10 protein-coding genes and 4 pseudogenes are annotated in these 15,104 nt (G+C 70.6%); 6 read left to right on the forward strand and 8 right to left on the reverse strand.

Annotated features, from left to right (window positions below; genetic code table 11):
• Window positions 1-223: 223 nt before the first annotated feature.
• Window positions 224-543, reverse strand: a pseudogene (locus AB0L74_RS29800) (transporter); the annotation flags it as partial.
• A gap of 129 nt (window positions 544-672) precedes the next feature.
• On the opposite strand from AB0L74_RS29800, the pseudogene AB0L74_RS29805 reads away from it, so the two are divergent.
• Window positions 673-738: pseudogene (locus tag AB0L74_RS29805) on the forward strand (hypothetical protein); the annotation flags it as partial.
• Between the two features lie 113 nt (window positions 739-851).
• Window positions 852-989, forward strand: a pseudogene (locus AB0L74_RS29810) (IS5/IS1182 family transposase); the annotation flags it as partial.
• Window positions 990-1,066: 77 nt separating this feature from the next.
• Here AB0L74_RS29810 and AB0L74_RS29815 read toward each other — a convergent pair.
• Window positions 1,067-1,705: a LysE family translocator gene (locus AB0L74_RS29815; protein WP_365659066.1), complete on the reverse strand. Its 639-nt coding sequence runs from the start codon at window positions 1,703-1,705 to the stop codon at window positions 1,067-1,069.
• Window positions 1,706-1,746: 41 nt separating this feature from the next.
• On the opposite strand from AB0L74_RS29815, the gene AB0L74_RS29820 reads away from it, so the two are divergent.
• On the forward strand, window positions 1,747-1,920 hold the full coding sequence (locus AB0L74_RS29820; protein WP_365659069.1) for a transposase: 174 nt from the start codon (window positions 1,747-1,749) through the stop codon (window positions 1,918-1,920).
• 277 nt (window positions 1,921-2,197) lie between these two features.
• On the opposite strand, the gene AB0L74_RS29825 is transcribed toward AB0L74_RS29820, so the two are convergent.
• Together AB0L74_RS29825 and AB0L74_RS29830 are read right to left on the reverse strand one after the other, a co-directional pair.
• Window positions 2,198-2,638 (reverse strand): DUF6010 family protein, encoded by a 441-nt coding sequence (locus AB0L74_RS29825; RefSeq protein WP_365659072.1) that lies wholly within the window; start codon window positions 2,636-2,638, stop codon window positions 2,198-2,200.
• Between the two features lie 309 nt (window positions 2,639-2,947).
• Entirely contained in the window at window positions 2,948-3,637 is a 690-nt protein-coding gene (locus tag AB0L74_RS29830) for a DJ-1/PfpI family protein (RefSeq protein WP_365659075.1), read from the reverse strand.
• Window positions 3,638-3,838: 201 nt separating this feature from the next.
• On the opposite strand from AB0L74_RS29830, the gene AB0L74_RS29835 reads away from it, so the two are divergent.
• A complete protein-coding gene (locus AB0L74_RS29835; protein WP_365659078.1) occupies window positions 3,839-4,777 on the forward strand; it encodes a helix-turn-helix domain-containing protein in 939 nt (312 codons plus the stop codon).
• A gap of 146 nt (window positions 4,778-4,923) precedes the next feature.
• Window positions 4,924-5,248 (forward strand): annotated as a pseudogene (locus tag AB0L74_RS29840) (transposase); the annotation flags it as partial.
• Between the two features lie 119 nt (window positions 5,249-5,367).
• On the opposite strand, the gene AB0L74_RS29845 reads toward AB0L74_RS29840, so the two are convergent.
• Window positions 5,368-9,792, reverse strand: coding sequence for a hypothetical protein (locus AB0L74_RS29845; RefSeq protein ID WP_365659081.1), 4,425 nt, complete (start codon window positions 9,790-9,792; stop codon window positions 5,368-5,370).
• A 369-nt stretch (window positions 9,793-10,161) separates the two neighbouring features.
• Here AB0L74_RS29845 and AB0L74_RS29850 point away from each other — a divergent pair, with 369 nt between their 5' ends.
• A complete protein-coding gene (locus AB0L74_RS29850; protein WP_365659084.1) occupies window positions 10,162-11,535 on the forward strand; it encodes an MFS transporter in 1,374 nt (457 codons plus the stop codon).
• Window positions 11,536-11,580: 45 nt separating this feature from the next.
• On the opposite strand, the gene AB0L74_RS29855 is transcribed toward AB0L74_RS29850, so the two are convergent.
• The 3 genes from AB0L74_RS29855 to AB0L74_RS29865 form a co-directional block, all read right to left on the reverse strand.
• Window positions 11,581-13,671 carry a GAF domain-containing protein gene (locus AB0L74_RS29855; RefSeq protein WP_365659087.1) on the reverse strand — a complete coding sequence of 697 codons (2,091 nt, stop codon included), beginning with the start codon at window positions 13,669-13,671 and terminating at the stop codon, window positions 11,581-11,583.
• Between the two features lie 76 nt (window positions 13,672-13,747).
• Window positions 13,748-14,548, reverse strand: a complete 801-nt coding sequence (locus AB0L74_RS29860) for a 3-hydroxybutyrate dehydrogenase (RefSeq protein ID WP_365659090.1) — start codon at window positions 14,546-14,548, stop codon at window positions 13,748-13,750.
• Window positions 14,549-14,602: 54 nt separating this feature from the next.
• Window positions 14,603-15,082 (reverse strand): NUDIX domain-containing protein, encoded by a 480-nt coding sequence (locus tag AB0L74_RS29865; RefSeq protein WP_365659092.1) that lies wholly within the window; start codon window positions 15,080-15,082, stop codon window positions 14,603-14,605.
• Between the last annotated feature and the right edge of the window lie 22 nt (window positions 15,083-15,104).

The raw sequence follows: 15,104 nt of genomic DNA on the forward strand, positions 1-15,104 counted from the left end.
CCGGACGAACCTCGTCGGCCGTCACCGGCCGACCGCGAACCATGTGGCCGGGACCGCCGATCCCGGCCACTCCGCGCGCCGCGTCCAGATCGGCTCGAACGCGCTGGGGGCCCACTTCCGTCCGAGGTGACGCGGACACCGCCCGGGCGCGGGGCCCGGTGCCGTGGGAGCGGCAGGGCTGGTGCGCGGCCCTCGACCTGCGGACCCATCGCACGGCCGGCGGCCCGCCGCTGACCGAGGCCACGGCCTTCAGGCCGAGCAGGTCGCTGCCGAAGAGTCGGTAGCGGACCAGGCCGACGCTGCGCCGGTGCTCGCGCACGGCGTGGCACGTCGTAGCGGGTGAAGCCCCCGGCGCTACAGCTCAGCCTCGGGCTGCTCCACAGCACCTGGCCCGCGGCCGTGGCCCGAGCCGGTCGCGACCAGGTGCTCGAACTCCGCCCGGTGGTCCACGAGCCGGCTCAGGTAGAACAGCCCCTGGTTGATGACGCCGGCGTCGACACCGCGCTTGTACTCCACGACGAGGGGGGATCCGGTCTCGTCCAGGCCGAGCGAGTCAGTCCGGCCTCGGCGGGGAGGACTAGAGCGTGCCCCTTTGACCGGTTAGTCAGTTGATCGGACGTGTCTGTCCGGTGAGTGATCACTCATGCGATGTGGGGGCGGATCGAGCCGCTGATGCCGCCCGATCCGGTCCGTGGACGACGACGGGCCGACCACCGCCGCACCCTTGAGGCCATCGCGTGGAAGTACCGCACCTGCTCACCTTGGCGTGCCCCCCATCGAACTCGGGTCTCATGGAGGCATCGGGGCCGTCATCCCGCAGCCCGCCGACCAGACTCGGTCACCGTCTGCGGCGCGGTCGCGCCGGAGGCCGCCCGCCCGGCTTCGACGCCGAGAAGTACAAGGAGCGCAATGCCGTCGAGCGGTGCATCGCCCGGCTCAAGCAGTGGAGCGGCCTGGCCCTGCGGACGGACAAACTCGCCATCGCCTACGAGGCCGCCCTCCACGTCGCGTCCACCTGGTCTGGGTCCGGTGCTGAGCAGGTGGCTGGACCCGGACGTTCGGATCGTCAGTTGCCGAGTGCCAGCCTGATACCGAAGACGCCGATGACGGTGCCGGTGATCCGGTCGAGCAGACGGCGAGCCTGGGGCTTGCGGAGCCACCCATGCAGGACGCGGGCGAAGCCGATGAGGACGGCGGACCAGAGCAGACCGATCAAGATGTGCACCGTGGTGAGCAGGAGGCCCATGGTGAAGTGGCCGGTGCCTGGAGGGATGAACTGAGGCAGGACGGCGACGTAGAAGGCGCCCATCTTCGGGTTCAGGAGGTTGGTGAGCGTCCCCTGCCGCCAACCGCCGCTGAGCGAGTCCGCGCCGGCGGCCGGAGCAGAATCGTCGGTGTCTGCCATGGGCAGCCCCCGGAAGGTGTCCCGGAGCATGCGGAACCCCATCCAGACCAGGTAAGCGGCGCCGATCCAGCGCAACGCGGTGTAAGCGAGATGGGAGGCCGTGAGAAGCGCGGTCACTCCGAGGGAGGTGAACGCCCCCCACACCAGGGTGCCGGTCTGGATTCCGAGGACGACGCCCCAGGCTCTCCTGCGCCGCCCGAGGGCCGACGTGCGCAAGATCAGCGCCGTGTCGAGTCCGGGAGTCACAGTGAGAAGCCCTACCACTAGGGCGAAGGACCACAGGGCGGAGCTTATTGCCATGGAATGCCAGCCTACCCCACCAGATCGCCCCGGCGTAGGTCGTGTCTCTTCGGAGTAGAGGCAGACCAGCGCAAGATCTACCGGACCTGCCAACAAGGCAGGCGCCACCCGCCTGGGCTCGGCGGCAGCTGATCGACGGCATACGGTTCCGGGTCCGCACCGGTGTTCCGTGGCGGGACGTGCCTGTCGAGTACGGTTCGTGGGATCGGGTCTAGGACCTGTTCCGTCGATGGCGGCGGAACGGCACCTGGCACCCAATCCTCACCAGGCTCCAGTCCTTGGCCGCTTCGCACCGTGTGTGGCAGCGGTGCGGGCGTAGTCGGTGAAGTCGCGGGGCGGGCGGCCCAGCACCTTCTCCACGTCCCCGGTGACCGAGCCGCCGCCCTCTGCTGCTACAAGCGGCTCGTCCGCCTCACCACGTAGGACACGGTTTAAGAGGCGGGGGCGGTCTTCCGGCTCCCAGGCTGACCGTCGGGTGCCGGTGCGGTCCGGTCAGGAGGGGGCCGAGACGTGATCGTGCGCGTGGACTGCTGTCCGGCCGGGCCGGAACCGGCGGCGGACGAGCGCGATCAGGGGAGGTCCTCCGCGGAAGCACCACAGGGCGATGACCGGATCACAGATGGCACATGCCAGAGATGCGTCGTGGTAGAACGGCAGGATCGGATTGCCCTTGAGGTGGTGGGCCGTGTCCCAGGCCGTGTGGAGCAGCCAGCCGACGCCGATGAAGGCCCAGGAGTCCAGGCCGCGGTAGGCGACGTAGGCCGTGAGTGCGACGAATGGGAGCTCCCACGGGCCGAAGCCGCCCCCGCTCAGATAGGCGGCGCCGGCTCCGCCCACCATGATCGCGTTGAAGTGGCGTCGGTGCGGTTCTTTGATCAGGGACATCAGCAGGCAGTAGATGATGCCGACGATCACTGGTGACACAAGGTTCATGAGGGGATGTCTTCTTCTCCTGGGGCGGGCCGAATCGCCGCGGTCGAGCTGTCGCAGCGCGAGCACCGACGTCTTGGCCAGAGCGCGGTCCCGGGCGAGCAGGATCAGGAGTGCCCGTACGCTGGCGGCCGTCGCGGTCAGCAGGATCGAGGCGATCAGTCAGGTGTCGGCGAGGGCGCGGCGTCGCGGGGAACATGCTCGCGGGGACGGTGATCGGGTCGACGGCGACGGTGCCTTCGACGTGCATGCCGATGTTCTTCCTGCTTGTGCAGGGGGATGGTGAGCGACTGTCTGCGAAGGGACGGGCGCTCAGTAAGTGGTGGGCGTTGGACCCTGCGCGCGCCAGACGGTGCCGCGCCGCTCGTGGGAGATGAGTTCTTCGACGGCGTGCGCGACGCGGGGGCCCACCTCGCGCTCCAGTAGGTACAGACCCAGATCGAGACCGGAGGTCACGCCGGCGCCGGTGATCAGGTCGCCGTCGTCCACGATGCGGGCGCGGACCGCGTGGGCGCCGGTGGCGTCCAGCATGTCGAGGCCCATGTGGTGGGTGGTGGCGTGACGTCCCTCCAGCAGGCCGGCCATGGCCAGGACGAGCGAGCCGCCGCAGACGGTGGCGACGGTGATGTCCGGGTCGTCCATCGCCCGCTTGAGGAGCGCAGGGAGTTCGGTGGTCAGCGTGCGGCCCAGCAGCACCGGGATGAACTCGTCCCGCTTCCGCTCGCCGACGCCCGCCTCTTCTTCCGGGGCCTCGCCGGGTTCGCCCACGCGGCCGGAGGCGCCGGGTAGCAGAAGCATGTCGGCGCGCTCCAGATCGAGGGCGCCGACGGCGCGCAGCGTCAGTCCTCCGGTGCCGCTGACGACCTCACGAGGGCCCTCTGCGGTGACCAGTTCGACGGTCACCGCGCCGTCCGTCGCCGAGCCGCCGGCGGACAGGACCTCGTAGGGGGCAATGGCATCGAGCGGGTCGAAGCCATCGAACAGGACGACCTGGGTGTGCATGGGTGTGGGGTTCCTTCGGCGTCGATTCCATCGGGACGCTCCGAAGTCAACCGGCTTCCTGGGTGCTCGCCCAGTGGCACTAGCGACAGGTTGCAACGGAATAGTGCCAATACTTCCTTAACGCGTGTGGACTGCGCTGACGTGGGCCCTCCGGAACGACGGCCCGGGTCCGTCAAGCTGGTGGGGAGGTAAGTTCTGGCCATGCATACGGTTGCCGTGCTCGCGTTGGATCAGGTGATCCCGTTCGACCTGTCCACCCCGATCGAGGTCTTCTCCCGGACCCGCCTGCCCGACGGGCGGCCCGGCTACCAGGTACGGGTGTGCGCCGAGCGCGACGAGGTCGACGCCGGAGCCTTCACCCTGCGTGCCCCCTGGGGCCTGGAGGGCCTTCAGGGCGCGGACACGATCATCGTGCCGGGCGTCGCCGATCTCGCTGCCTCACTCCCTCCCGCCGTGCACGACGCGCTGCGGTCGGCCGCTGCCGACGGCACCCGGATCGCCTCCATCTGCGTGGGCACCTTCCCCTTGGCTGAGACCGGGCTCCTCGACGGACTGCGCGTCACGACCCACTGGCGCGCGGCCGGTCTGCTGGCTGCCGCCCGCCCGGACCTCGACGTCGACCCGGACGTCCTCTATGTCGACAACGGCCAGTTGCTCACCTCGGCCGGCGCCGCGGCGGGCATGGATTTGTGTCTGCACATGATCCGCCGTGACTACGGCTCGGCCGTCGCCGCCGACGCCGCCCGCCTGTCAGTGATGCCTCTCGAACGAGAGGGCGGGCAGGCGCAGTTCATCGTCTACGACCACGCACCCACACCGCGGGGCTCCGAGCTTGAGACGCTGCTCACCTGGCTACAGGAAAACCTGGCCCGCGACCTCACCCTTGCCGACATCGCCGAGCGGGCCGGAACCAGCACCCGAACCCTGATCCGGCGCTTCCGCGACCAGACCGGCACCACGCCGCTCCAGTGGCTCCACCGGGCCCGCATCCGCCAGGCACAGCACTTGCTGGAAACCACGGAGCACTCCGTGGAGCGCATCGGCAGCCAGGTCGGCTTCGGCTCACCCACCACCTTCCGTGACCGCTTCAAACGCACCACCGGCGTCAGCCCACAGACCTACCGGCGCACGTTCAGTTGAACAGCCAAATGAGATGGCCTCTACTGCACTGAGGTCGAACTCGTGGAGTCGTAGGGGCTGACGGCTGGTCGTCGGCTGCGGTATCACCGGCACCTGCGGTAACCACAAGGGGGCGGGCTGTCGGCCGAACGGCAGCAGTTTCGCCGCTGACCTGCTACAAACCCGGCCGCCGGTCGAGGCTGGTCTACCGGCCCCGCCGGGACGACGGCAGCCGGGACGGGCGCAAGAGTTTCTCCTGGCGCGACTACCGCGACCTGCTGATCGCGGCCCACCAGCGGCTCGGCGGCCCGATCGTGCTCATCTGGGACGACCTCAACGTCCGTAAGGCCGCCGGCCTGCGGGAATGGGCCGCGACCCGGGACTGGCTGACCATCTACTACCTGCCGCCTTACGCACCCGACCGCAACCCGTCGAAGGGGTCTGGTCCCCTCCCCCCCCCCGCGACGCGGCTGGCTCTCCAACGTCGCTTTCCACATGATGCGTCATCGGGAAGACATGGACGTCACGGTGCCTCGATGTTGCGTCTCAGAAGACTGCGACCGCTCCCAGCACGCAGTTGCACGAGCACCGTACCGAACTCTGTCGATCACCTACTGCCTGTACGGCCGTGGAACGTTGATCACCATCGGGCGGAGGTGAAGTGCGCCCGCTTGGGAGAGGCTCGCCGCCTGGTCCTGTAGCTCGGCGAGGAGTGTGTCGAGCTGGAGCTTTTTTGCCTGGGTCTTACGGCTGTCACCCGTGGCGTCCCAGAGGTCGATCGGATACCAGCCGACGATGTAGATGCCTGCATCCGTTCCTGCTTCCGGCAGATAGCGACCCGCCAGCTGTTCCGCCTGAGCCGTCGGAACCTCGACGTTCCAGGAGCCCTTGACCTCGATGACCAGCTTGACCGACTCGCTTGAAGCGATGTCGGGGTGGTCGCCCGGTGCGGGCGTCGCCTCGACGAGTAGGTCGGTGCGGTCGCCCGCGCCGTACGGGTCGGTCGGATGGATCAGCACTTCCCGGTTGACCGCGACACGATGGCCGGCCAGCCGCAGAGTCAGCTCGTGTGCGAGGTAAGCACACAGGGCCGCTTCGGGTTTCGGGCGCCAGACGTCAGGGACGACCGGGTTCTCCGCGGACGGCTTTCGAGGGCTCGTGCCCGGTGTGCGGTCCCACAGCAGTTCGCAGTGTGAGGGAAGTGCCCGGCCCACCTCCTCCAGGGCCTCATGAACCACGTCCAAGAGGTCTGTGCTGGTGCGGATGACCCGCCGCGCCGGATCCTGCAGCAGCCGTATGACGTCCTCTGCACGCACCTGGCTCCAACTCGCGGCGGCGTATTGCTTGGTCGCGGCTACAAGTGCTGCCGCGACAGAGAGTCGACTGGGGTACAGGGCCGCGAGGCGGCGCAGTTGCCGAACCGCCTCTGCGGTGCCTCGTCGGCTCAGCTCAGGGAGCAGGCGGTCTCTCCATCTCCGGGCTTCCTCATCGGCGGTGACCCAGCGAACGCCGCGAAGAGGCTGGTCCTCCTCAGGGCCGTACAAACCGCTGAGCCAGAGATACAGGTCGGCGATGAGAGCCTCGCCGAGGTTGCTGTGGATACGTTCCGCCGCGGTCCTAGCGCATGCCTCGGCCAGCTCGCGGCCGAGTTCTGGACCGGTTGCGAACGCCTTGACTCGTGTCCAGTGCGCCTCGGCATCTGCGGCCAGCAGGGCCTGGGCGGCGAGGACGGCGGCTCGTGCGGCAAGCGGGGTTTCCCGGGGCCCGTCGATACTGGCGTCAAGGATGCCGTGCGCGGTGTGGCTGTCGGTGGTGAGAAGAGCGGCCAGGATGCTGTGCCAGGTGCGCAGCGCCGCGTCACGCGCCTCATCGTTATCGGGCAAGCACATGGGATGGTCTTCGATCGCTGGCGAGCCTGCCAGGACGTTGTCCGCCGCCTCGGGCACGAGTCCGAGACAGGTGGAGAGCTCAGTGGCGAGGTGCTCCATGCACTTACGCAGTTCCGCCGCCCAGCGGGGATCGACCGCGTTGAGTTCGATGGGTTGCCGGCCCGTCCTGAGCGCTGCTCGTGCTGCCTGGGTGACGCGATGGGCCAAGGACTCGGGCGCGTGGCGGGCTGCCAGGCGCAGCAGGTCCACCCGTGCGGGTTCCGTGTAGCTCGTGGCCATGCCCAGATACTCGGTGAGTATCGCGGCGGCCCAGGAACTCCATGTCCGCGTGGGGAGTTCGGGCAGGCGGTCCGTCCGGTGCAGCTCGGTGAGCAGGGCGTATCCGGCCCAGGAGCGTTTGTTGCCGCTGGCGTGCGGGAGCCAGGAATCGGCGCGGTCGTGCTCGGCGGTGAGGTAGCGGAGAGCGAGCTCGGGCACGTCGGACAGATCGTCGCCGAGAGCTACAGCGGCGGGCCAGGTGGCGATGGCGCCCCGCGCATCCTGCGCGAAGCTCCCCGTCTGCGGGTCCACGCGCAGGCCCCACAGGAACTGCCACAGACCGTCGTTGTCGCCCGCCCTGGCTTCGACGAGGAGCCGCGCCAGATCGGCCATGAACTCCGCTGCTTCCGGCCAGTGCCTCTTGCCGGCGCTGTGGCTGCGGCGCAACCTCCGGGCAAGCGGACTGTCGATGGGGATGGCCTCGTAGAAGGAGCGCAGATACGGCCAGGCCGGGTGCGTATCGTCGTAGGCCAGTTCGAGTGCGTGGGGGTCGTCCGGGGGGAACGTGCAGGAAGCCAGCTCGCCGTACACCTGGACGGCCGCGTCGTCGCCGGTCGCCGCCGCCTCGGCGGCCTGCTTCAGGACCCACGGGAAGTCCTCGCGGTCGATGAGCTGGTCGCGGGTCGGCGGCTCGGGCACCGAGGATGTGCCGAGCCGCATCGGTGAGCGCCCTTCCCAGTCGTACGCGATCTGACAGGCCGCCAAGCGCGGGGCGGCCTCTGTTCGCAGAGCTTCCGTGACCAGGGCTTGTGCCAGAAGCCTCCGTAGTGACCGTGTCCCGGGTGCCTCGTGTCCGTGCTCATCCGGTTGCAGGCAGTCCGGCACCTGGACCTTGCGGTGGTCGTGCAGGAAGCTGAAAATGATCTTCGCCAAGGTGCCCGCGTGCCGAGCCGCGTCCGGAGCCTTGAGAGCGCGGTCGATCACCCCGTTGATCAGCGAGATCTCGAAGCGGTCGGACGAGAAGACGAAGCCGCTGTCCGGCCGGGACACTGCTTCTGATACCCAAGCCAGAAGACGCGGCAGGTCCTCGTCCCCGCACTCCGCCGGCATGTTCCTCAAGAAGTGGGCGTAGTTGCCGTACAGATCAGGGGACGGAGGGCGAAGGGCACCGAGCATCGTCGCCGCGTCCAGATGGTGCGGCCACAGCAGGTTCAGTAGCGTGCCTCGCAGCTCATGGTCGGGATCCACCCGCTCGGCGCGGGACGGATCGGACAGCGAGTCGAGCACCTCCACGAGGACGGGCACGGCACGGCCTGGGTCGCAGGCGAACGCTGCGCGCGCCGCCAATCGACGCTCCGTTTGATGCCACGCGTCGTTCCGCACCAACCTCAGCAGCGCGTCGGCCAGCCTGGAATGAGCGGTGCCGGCCTCCTGGGCCAGCTGGATCGCCAGACGGACTCGCGCCGTGGACTGCCACTCGGCCCCGCCTTCGGCGGAACTGGACTCCAGGACGTCGGCGAGCTGGTCAGCGAGCGCGGGATGGCGCAGGTCCCAGCGGGAGAGCTGCCATCTCGTGTCGCCCAGTTCGACCTGTGCCGCACGTTCCAGCAGTCTGCTCACGGTGAGCCGGCGGACCTCGTCGGAACGCACGAGTGCGCTGTGCACCGCCAGGCTCTCGGGATCGGCGTCGGCCAGCCAGCCGCTGGCCGAGGGATCCATGGCCACCAGCCAGGCCGCCGTCTCCCGCAGCGGTGCCGGAATGGTCGCCGTCTCCCCGTCCGGTGCGCCGATCAGGAACAGATTCTCCAGTTGCCTCGGCGTGGTCTTCCGGTCGGTCAGGTACCGGGCCGCGAGGTAGGCCGCCACGGAAGAGTGGCGGAATGCCGACCTGCCGTCGTCCGGCGCTGTGAACAGCGCGGTCGCCAGGCATTCTTCGACCACTTGGGGCGTGACCTGGAACGCGCCGGCGGCGGTCCGCTCCGTTCCCCCCACCAGTACGTCGCCCGGCAGATCGTAGGCGCCGGCCTCGAAGGTACCGCCGTGCCAAACGGTCCGGTGACCGGACAGCAGCATCCACGCGGCAATGCGTCCCGCCACCATCAGACGCTGAGGGGCCGTGGTGATCACCGCCTTCTTGAGACGGTGCGGGTCGGGGTCTTCAGCAAGGCGCGCCACTCCGCGGGCGAACAACTCCTCCGGCCGCCCGTGCAGTCGGCCATCAGCCCGATAGGTCAACACCAACAATTCCAAGGTCAGCGGTACGCCGACCAGCACAGCGGCGCCGGCCGCCTCAGCCGCCTCCACCAGCTCTTCTCCCGGCACACCGGCGCTGTCGGCCAAAGACACAGCCTCCCTGCGACTCAACGGAGCCAGATCGACGCACCGGCACGCACCGAACGCCTCGGCCAGCACAGACGTCAGCGCCGCCGGATAGTCAGCCGTGCGGCAGGCCATGAGAAACCGAACCCGACTGGTGTCCCGGCCGCTCAGCGACCTTCTCAACCATCTCGAAAGGTGTGGCAGAAGGGGACTCTCGTCGGCCTGGTCCAGGACTACCGTCAGCACTCCGACAGTCCCCGCAGCGTCTCCTTGCAAAGGCAGGGAGACGAGATGACATCCAAGCTCTTCCTGGTAGGAGTACTCGGTGAGATCCCCACCTGTCACCCACAGGCACGCGTCGGAGGCCCCGCTCCAGGTGTCGTGGACACGGGGCATCTCGTCGGTGAGCTGCTCTAGCACGGAAGTCTTGCCGGCGCCCGGCTCTCCCAACACGACCGTGGCTCCTGCCGCCGCGACGACAGCGGGAAGCGCCAGGACTCCCTGACGAAGTCGCCCCGCATCCATGACCACGTCGTCATCGTCCGCTCGGAACGCTTCGGCGGCCTGCACGATCAGATCTTCGGCGGCGACTCGCTCACCTCGCACCCTGCACACCCGAGGGACACGGAAGCCGAACACAGAACCTGTCACTCCCCCATTCTCCGGCTCCCACTGACAATCGCCCCGGTCTCCCTCCGCTGACCAAGCGCGCGAACGCGCGACCAAGCTGAGCGGCGACGACGGAGGCAGCGCACAGGATCACCGTCGGGCCGTGCCTCCCGGACCGATGCACCGTCTCCCTCCCCCGTCCCGGCATGGTGGCCGCGCGCATAGCCGCCCCCCGAACTATGGCGTCCCGCCACATACGCCTCTGACCTGCGCGTTCCTACCGTGTGGCGACACGCAATCGTTCCCGTCGAACGCCAGGAAGTGGTGCCGATGTCGTCGCCCGCAGCCGCCCCACCAGCACCGAACAACCTCAAGCGCATCGTCGCCGCGTCCCTCATCGGCACCACCATCGAGTGGTACGACTTCTTCCTGTACGGCTCCGCCGCCGCGCTCGTCTTCAACGAGCTGTTCTTTCCCGAGTCGGACCCGCTCGTCGGCACGCTCCTGTCGTTCCTGACGTACGCCGTCGGGTTCGCCGCCCGGCCCCTGGGCGCCCTGGTGTTCGGTCACTACGGCGACCGGCTCGGGCGCAAGAAGCTGCTGGTGCTGAGTCTGCTGCTGATGGGCGGGGCGACCTTCGCGATCGGGCTGCTGCCCACGCACGCGACCATCGGGACCGCCGCGCCCGTGCTGCTGACCGTGCTGCGGCTGGTCCAGGGGTTCGCGCTCGGCGGTGAGTGGGGCGGGGCGGTGCTGCTGGTGTCGGAGCACGGGGACGCGCGGCGGCGCGGGTTCTGGGCCTCCTGGCCGCAGACGGGCGCGCCCGCCGGGCAGTTGCTGGCGACGGGAGTGCTGTCCCTGCTGACCGCCCTCCTGTCGGACGCGGCGTTCGGCGACTGGGGCTGGCGGATCCCGTTCCTCCTCTCCGGGGTCCTGGTGATCGTCGGTCTGTGGATCCGTCTGTCCGTCGACGAATCGCCGGTTTTCAAGCAGGCGTTGGAGCGGGCGGCGGCCAAGTCCGCGCAGGCCGAGCGGCTGCCGCTGGTCTCCGTGCTGCGGTACCACTGGCGCGACGTGCTGGTCGCGATGGGAGCCCGTATGGCGGAGAACATCAGCTACTACGTCATCACCGCCTTCATCCTCGTCTACGCCACCACCTCGGCCGGCGTCTCCAAGCAGACCGCGCTCAACGCGGTGCTGGTCGCCTCCGCCGTGCACTTCGCGGTCATCCCGGCCTGGGGCGCGTTGTCGGACCGGATCGGCCGGCGTCCGGTGTACCTGCTGGGCGCGGTCGGCGTGGGCCTGTGGATGTTCCCGTTCTTCGGGCTGATCGACACGGGTGAGTTCGGCAGCGTGCTCCTCGCGGTGACCGTGGGCCTGGTCCTGCACGGGGCGATGTACGCGCCTCAGGCGGCCTTCTTCTCCGAGATGTTCGCGACGCGGATGCGCTACTCCGGTGCCTCCATCGGTGCCCAGTTCGCCTCGGTCGCGGCGGGCGCCCCGGCGCCGCTGATCGCCACCGCGCTGCTGTCCGACTACGACAGCTCCACCCCGATCTCGCTGTACGTGATCGCCGCGGCCGTGCTGACCGTCGTCGCCGTGGCGGCGGGCAAGGAGACCCGCCACCGGGACCTGGCCGACATCACGTCCGCCGCCGGCGCCGCACCGGCCGCGACCCGGCAGGAGGACGCCCGCGCCAGGTGATCCGCCCGGACCCTGCCCCCCGTGCCCTCCCGCGCGTACGGGGGGTCAGCGCGGTGCCGGCGCCGACAGGCGGTGCAGGCGCAGGGCGAGTTGTATCTCCAGGGCGCGGGCGGGGCTGTGCCAGTCGTCGCCCAGCAGGCGGCCGACGCGTTCCAGACGCTGCGCCACCGTGTTCACGTGGACGTGGAGCTCGTTCTTGGTGCGGGCGGGGCTCATCCCGCAGGCGAAGTACGCCTCCAGGGTGCGCAGCAGTTCCGTGCCGCGCCGCTCGTCGTAGGAGACGACTTCGCCGATGGTCCTGTCGACGAAGCCCCCGATGTCGCCGTCCCCGGCCAGGAGGAGCCCCAGGAAGCCGAAGTCCTCGGCGGCCGCGCCGTCTCCGGAGCGGCCGAGCAGCCGCAGGGCCTCCAGGCAGCGCCGGGCTTCCGCGTAGGCGGCGGCCACCGCTTCGGGGTGGGCCGCCGGATCCTCGACGGGGGCGGAGGCGCCGACGGTGACCGCCTCGTGGACGGCCGCGCCCAGGTGCCGGGCGGTGCGGCGGGCCACCTCGGCGGCGGTCTGGGCCGGGCCGAGGGGCAGCAGCAGGACGGTGCCGCCGTCACGGGCGGCGGCCAGGCCGTGTCTCGTCGCGGCGAGGTGGGAGGCGGCGGCCCACAGGCGGCGGCGGGCGTCCGCCTCCTGGTCGGCGTCGGCCGCGGGGCCGTCGAGGCGGGCCGCGAGCACGGTGTGCGTGGTGCCGAGGTCGGCGTCCAGCCGCCGGGCGCGGTCACGCAGCAGCCGCGGGTCGCGGTCACGGGCGTCCAGGAGGTCGTCGAGCAGCTCGCCCCGGACGCGCTGCTCGGCTTCGGCGGCGGACCGGCGTGCGAGCAGCAGGAGCGAGGTGACCATCGCGGCGCGTTCCAGGGTGCGCTGGTCGACCGGGTCGAGTCCGGGGTGGCCGCGCAGCACGAGCGCGCCGAGCTGTTCGCCGCCCGCGGTGACGGCGGCGATCCAGTCGTCCCCGTGGCGTACCGCGTGCCCCTCGGTGCGGGACGCCTCCAGGGCGCCGGCCGGTGCGGCAGCGGCTTCGGTGAACTCGACGTGGCCGCCGAGGACCTCGGAGACCGCGGCGGCCACGTCGTGCACTCCGCCGCCGCGCAGGACCAGTTCGGCGAGGCGGTCGTGGACGTCGGAGGCGCGTTCGATGACGCCGCTGCGGTCCCGGATGATCTCGTTGGCCCGTTCCAGGTCGGCGAGGGCGGAGCGGGTCTCGGTGAGCAGGTTCGCGGTGTCGATGGCCGCTGCCGCGAGGGCGGCGAAGGAGCCGAGGAGGGCTATCTGTTCCCGTTCGAAGACCCGGGCCCGCCGGTCGGCGGCGAACAGCACGCCGATGACGTGGTGTCCGAGCATCAGGGGGACGCCGAGGATGGCCACCAGCCCCTCGTCGCGTACGGCCACGTCGATGGTGCGTGTGTGCTGGAAGCGGTCGTCCTGGAAGTAGTCGTCGGTGACGTAGGGGCGGGCGGTCTGGGCGACGAGGCCGCCGAGGCCCTCCCCCATGCCCAGACGCAGCTGCTGGAAGCGGGCGGCGACCGAGCCCTCGGTCACGCGCATGTAGGTGTCGCCCCGGGCCGGGTCGTTCAGGCTGAGGTAGGCCACGTCCGTGCCGAGCAGGGAGCGGGCGCGCTGCACGATCGCCCGCAGGACGGCGTCCACGTCCCGCAGTCCGGCCAGGTCGTGGGCGGTCTCGAAGAGGGCGGACAGTTCGGCCTCCCGGCGGCGCCGTCCCTCCAGCTCCGAACGCACCCGCAGGGCGAGCAGTTTGGCGCGCTCCAGCGCGGCGATCCGCTCGGCCGACCGGCCTTCGGCGCGGGCGAGCGACACCGGCTGCTCGTAGGCGTCGGCGGACGCGCCCCGGGCCAGCAGCTCCAGGAACGGTGTCTCGGTGCTCCCGGCCGCCGGGTCCGCGGTGCTCGCGCCGCCCGCAGGCCCGCCCGCCGCGGACGTCCCCGCGCGGGCGGGGCCGAAGCCGCCGGGGCCGCCCGCCGGTACCTCTCCGGGACCGGCGGGCCTCCGGCCCGTGGCGGCGCCGTGGCCGGCCGGCTCCCCGGCGGCGGTGGCGGGGCGCCCGGTGGACTGCACATGATCGCGGGACATGGTCACAGGATTCCCCATCGGCGGGCCGCCGCGGCAGCCCTGTGGAAAACTCGGCGGGACCGGGACCGCGCCGGGTTCAGTGCGCCGTCCAGCCGCCGTCCAGGACGAGCGAGGTGCCGGTCACGAAGGACGCCCGCGGGCCGCACAGGTACGCCACGGCCTCGGCGACCTCCTCCGGTTCGATGAGCCGCTTGACCGCGCTGTCCCGCAGCAGCACGTCGGTCAGGACCCGGTCCTCGGGCAGGCCGTGCGCCCGGGACTGGTCGGTGAGCTGCTTCTCGACCAGCGGGGTGCGGACGTAGCCCGGGTTCACGCAGTTCGACGTGACGCCGCGGGCGGCGCCTTCGAGGGCGGCGGTCTTGGACAGCCCTTCCAGACCGTGCTTGGCGGCGACGTAGGCGGCCTTGTAGGGCGAGGCGCGCAGTCCGTGGACGGAGGACACGTTGACGATGCGGCCCCAGCCCTGCCCGTACATGTGGGGCAGGGCCCCGCGGATCAGCCGGAACGGCGCCTCCAGCATCACGGTGAGCATGGTGTGGAAGACGTCGGGAGGGAAGTCCTCCAGCGGCCGCACCAGTTGCGATCCGGCGTTGTTGACGAGGACGTCGGTGCCGGCGGCGACGAGCTCGGCGGCGTCGAGGTCGGTCAGGTCGACGACGCGCGGCTCCACGGTGCCCGCCAGATCCCCTGCGTGCCCGGCGAGCGCCTCCAGGCCCGCGGCGTCCCGGTCGACCGCTCTCACCTTGGCCCCGGCGGCCGCCAGCCGCAGTGCGCAGGCACGGCCGATGCCGCCGGCGGCGCCGGTGACGAGTGCGGTGCGGCCGCCGAGGTCGAGGACGGGGGCCTGGGGTCCCGGAAGGGCGCTGGGCGAGGTCATGGCACGACCCTAGGCAGCCTTCGCGCCCCACCCCATGTGGTCACGCCCTATAGTTCAGCCGAAATCGGTGGCATCGAACCACGTGGGCGCGTCCGACATGGCCTGCTTGATCCGGAACAGCGCGAACTCCTTGAGGTCCGGCAGCGCGTCCACCGTGAACCAGCCCACCTCCAGCGACTCGTCGTCGTTGACCCGCGCCTCGCCCGCCAGGGCCCGGCAGCGGAACGTGACGTCCATGTACTGGCAGACGTCGCCGTTGTCGTACCTGACCGGGCTCAGCGCCTGGACCAGGACGACTCGCTCCGCCTCGCACCGTACCGCGGTCTCCTCGTACACCTCGCGCACGGCGCAGGCGGCGGGCTGCTCACCCGGATCCGGGATGCCGCCGATCACCGACCACCGGCGCGTGTCGGACCTCCGGTTCAGCAGCACTCTGCCCCGGTCGTCGAAGACGACGGCGGTGACGCCGGGGAGCCACAGCAGCTGGTGCCCGGCCGAGGCGCGGAGGGCGCGGATGAAATCGGGAGTAGCCATGGGCCCGACCCTAAGGGGCGGC

Source organism: Streptomyces sp. NPDC052020, assembly GCF_040680575.1.
Lineage (GTDB): Bacteria > Actinomycetota > Actinomycetes > Streptomycetales > Streptomycetaceae > Streptomyces.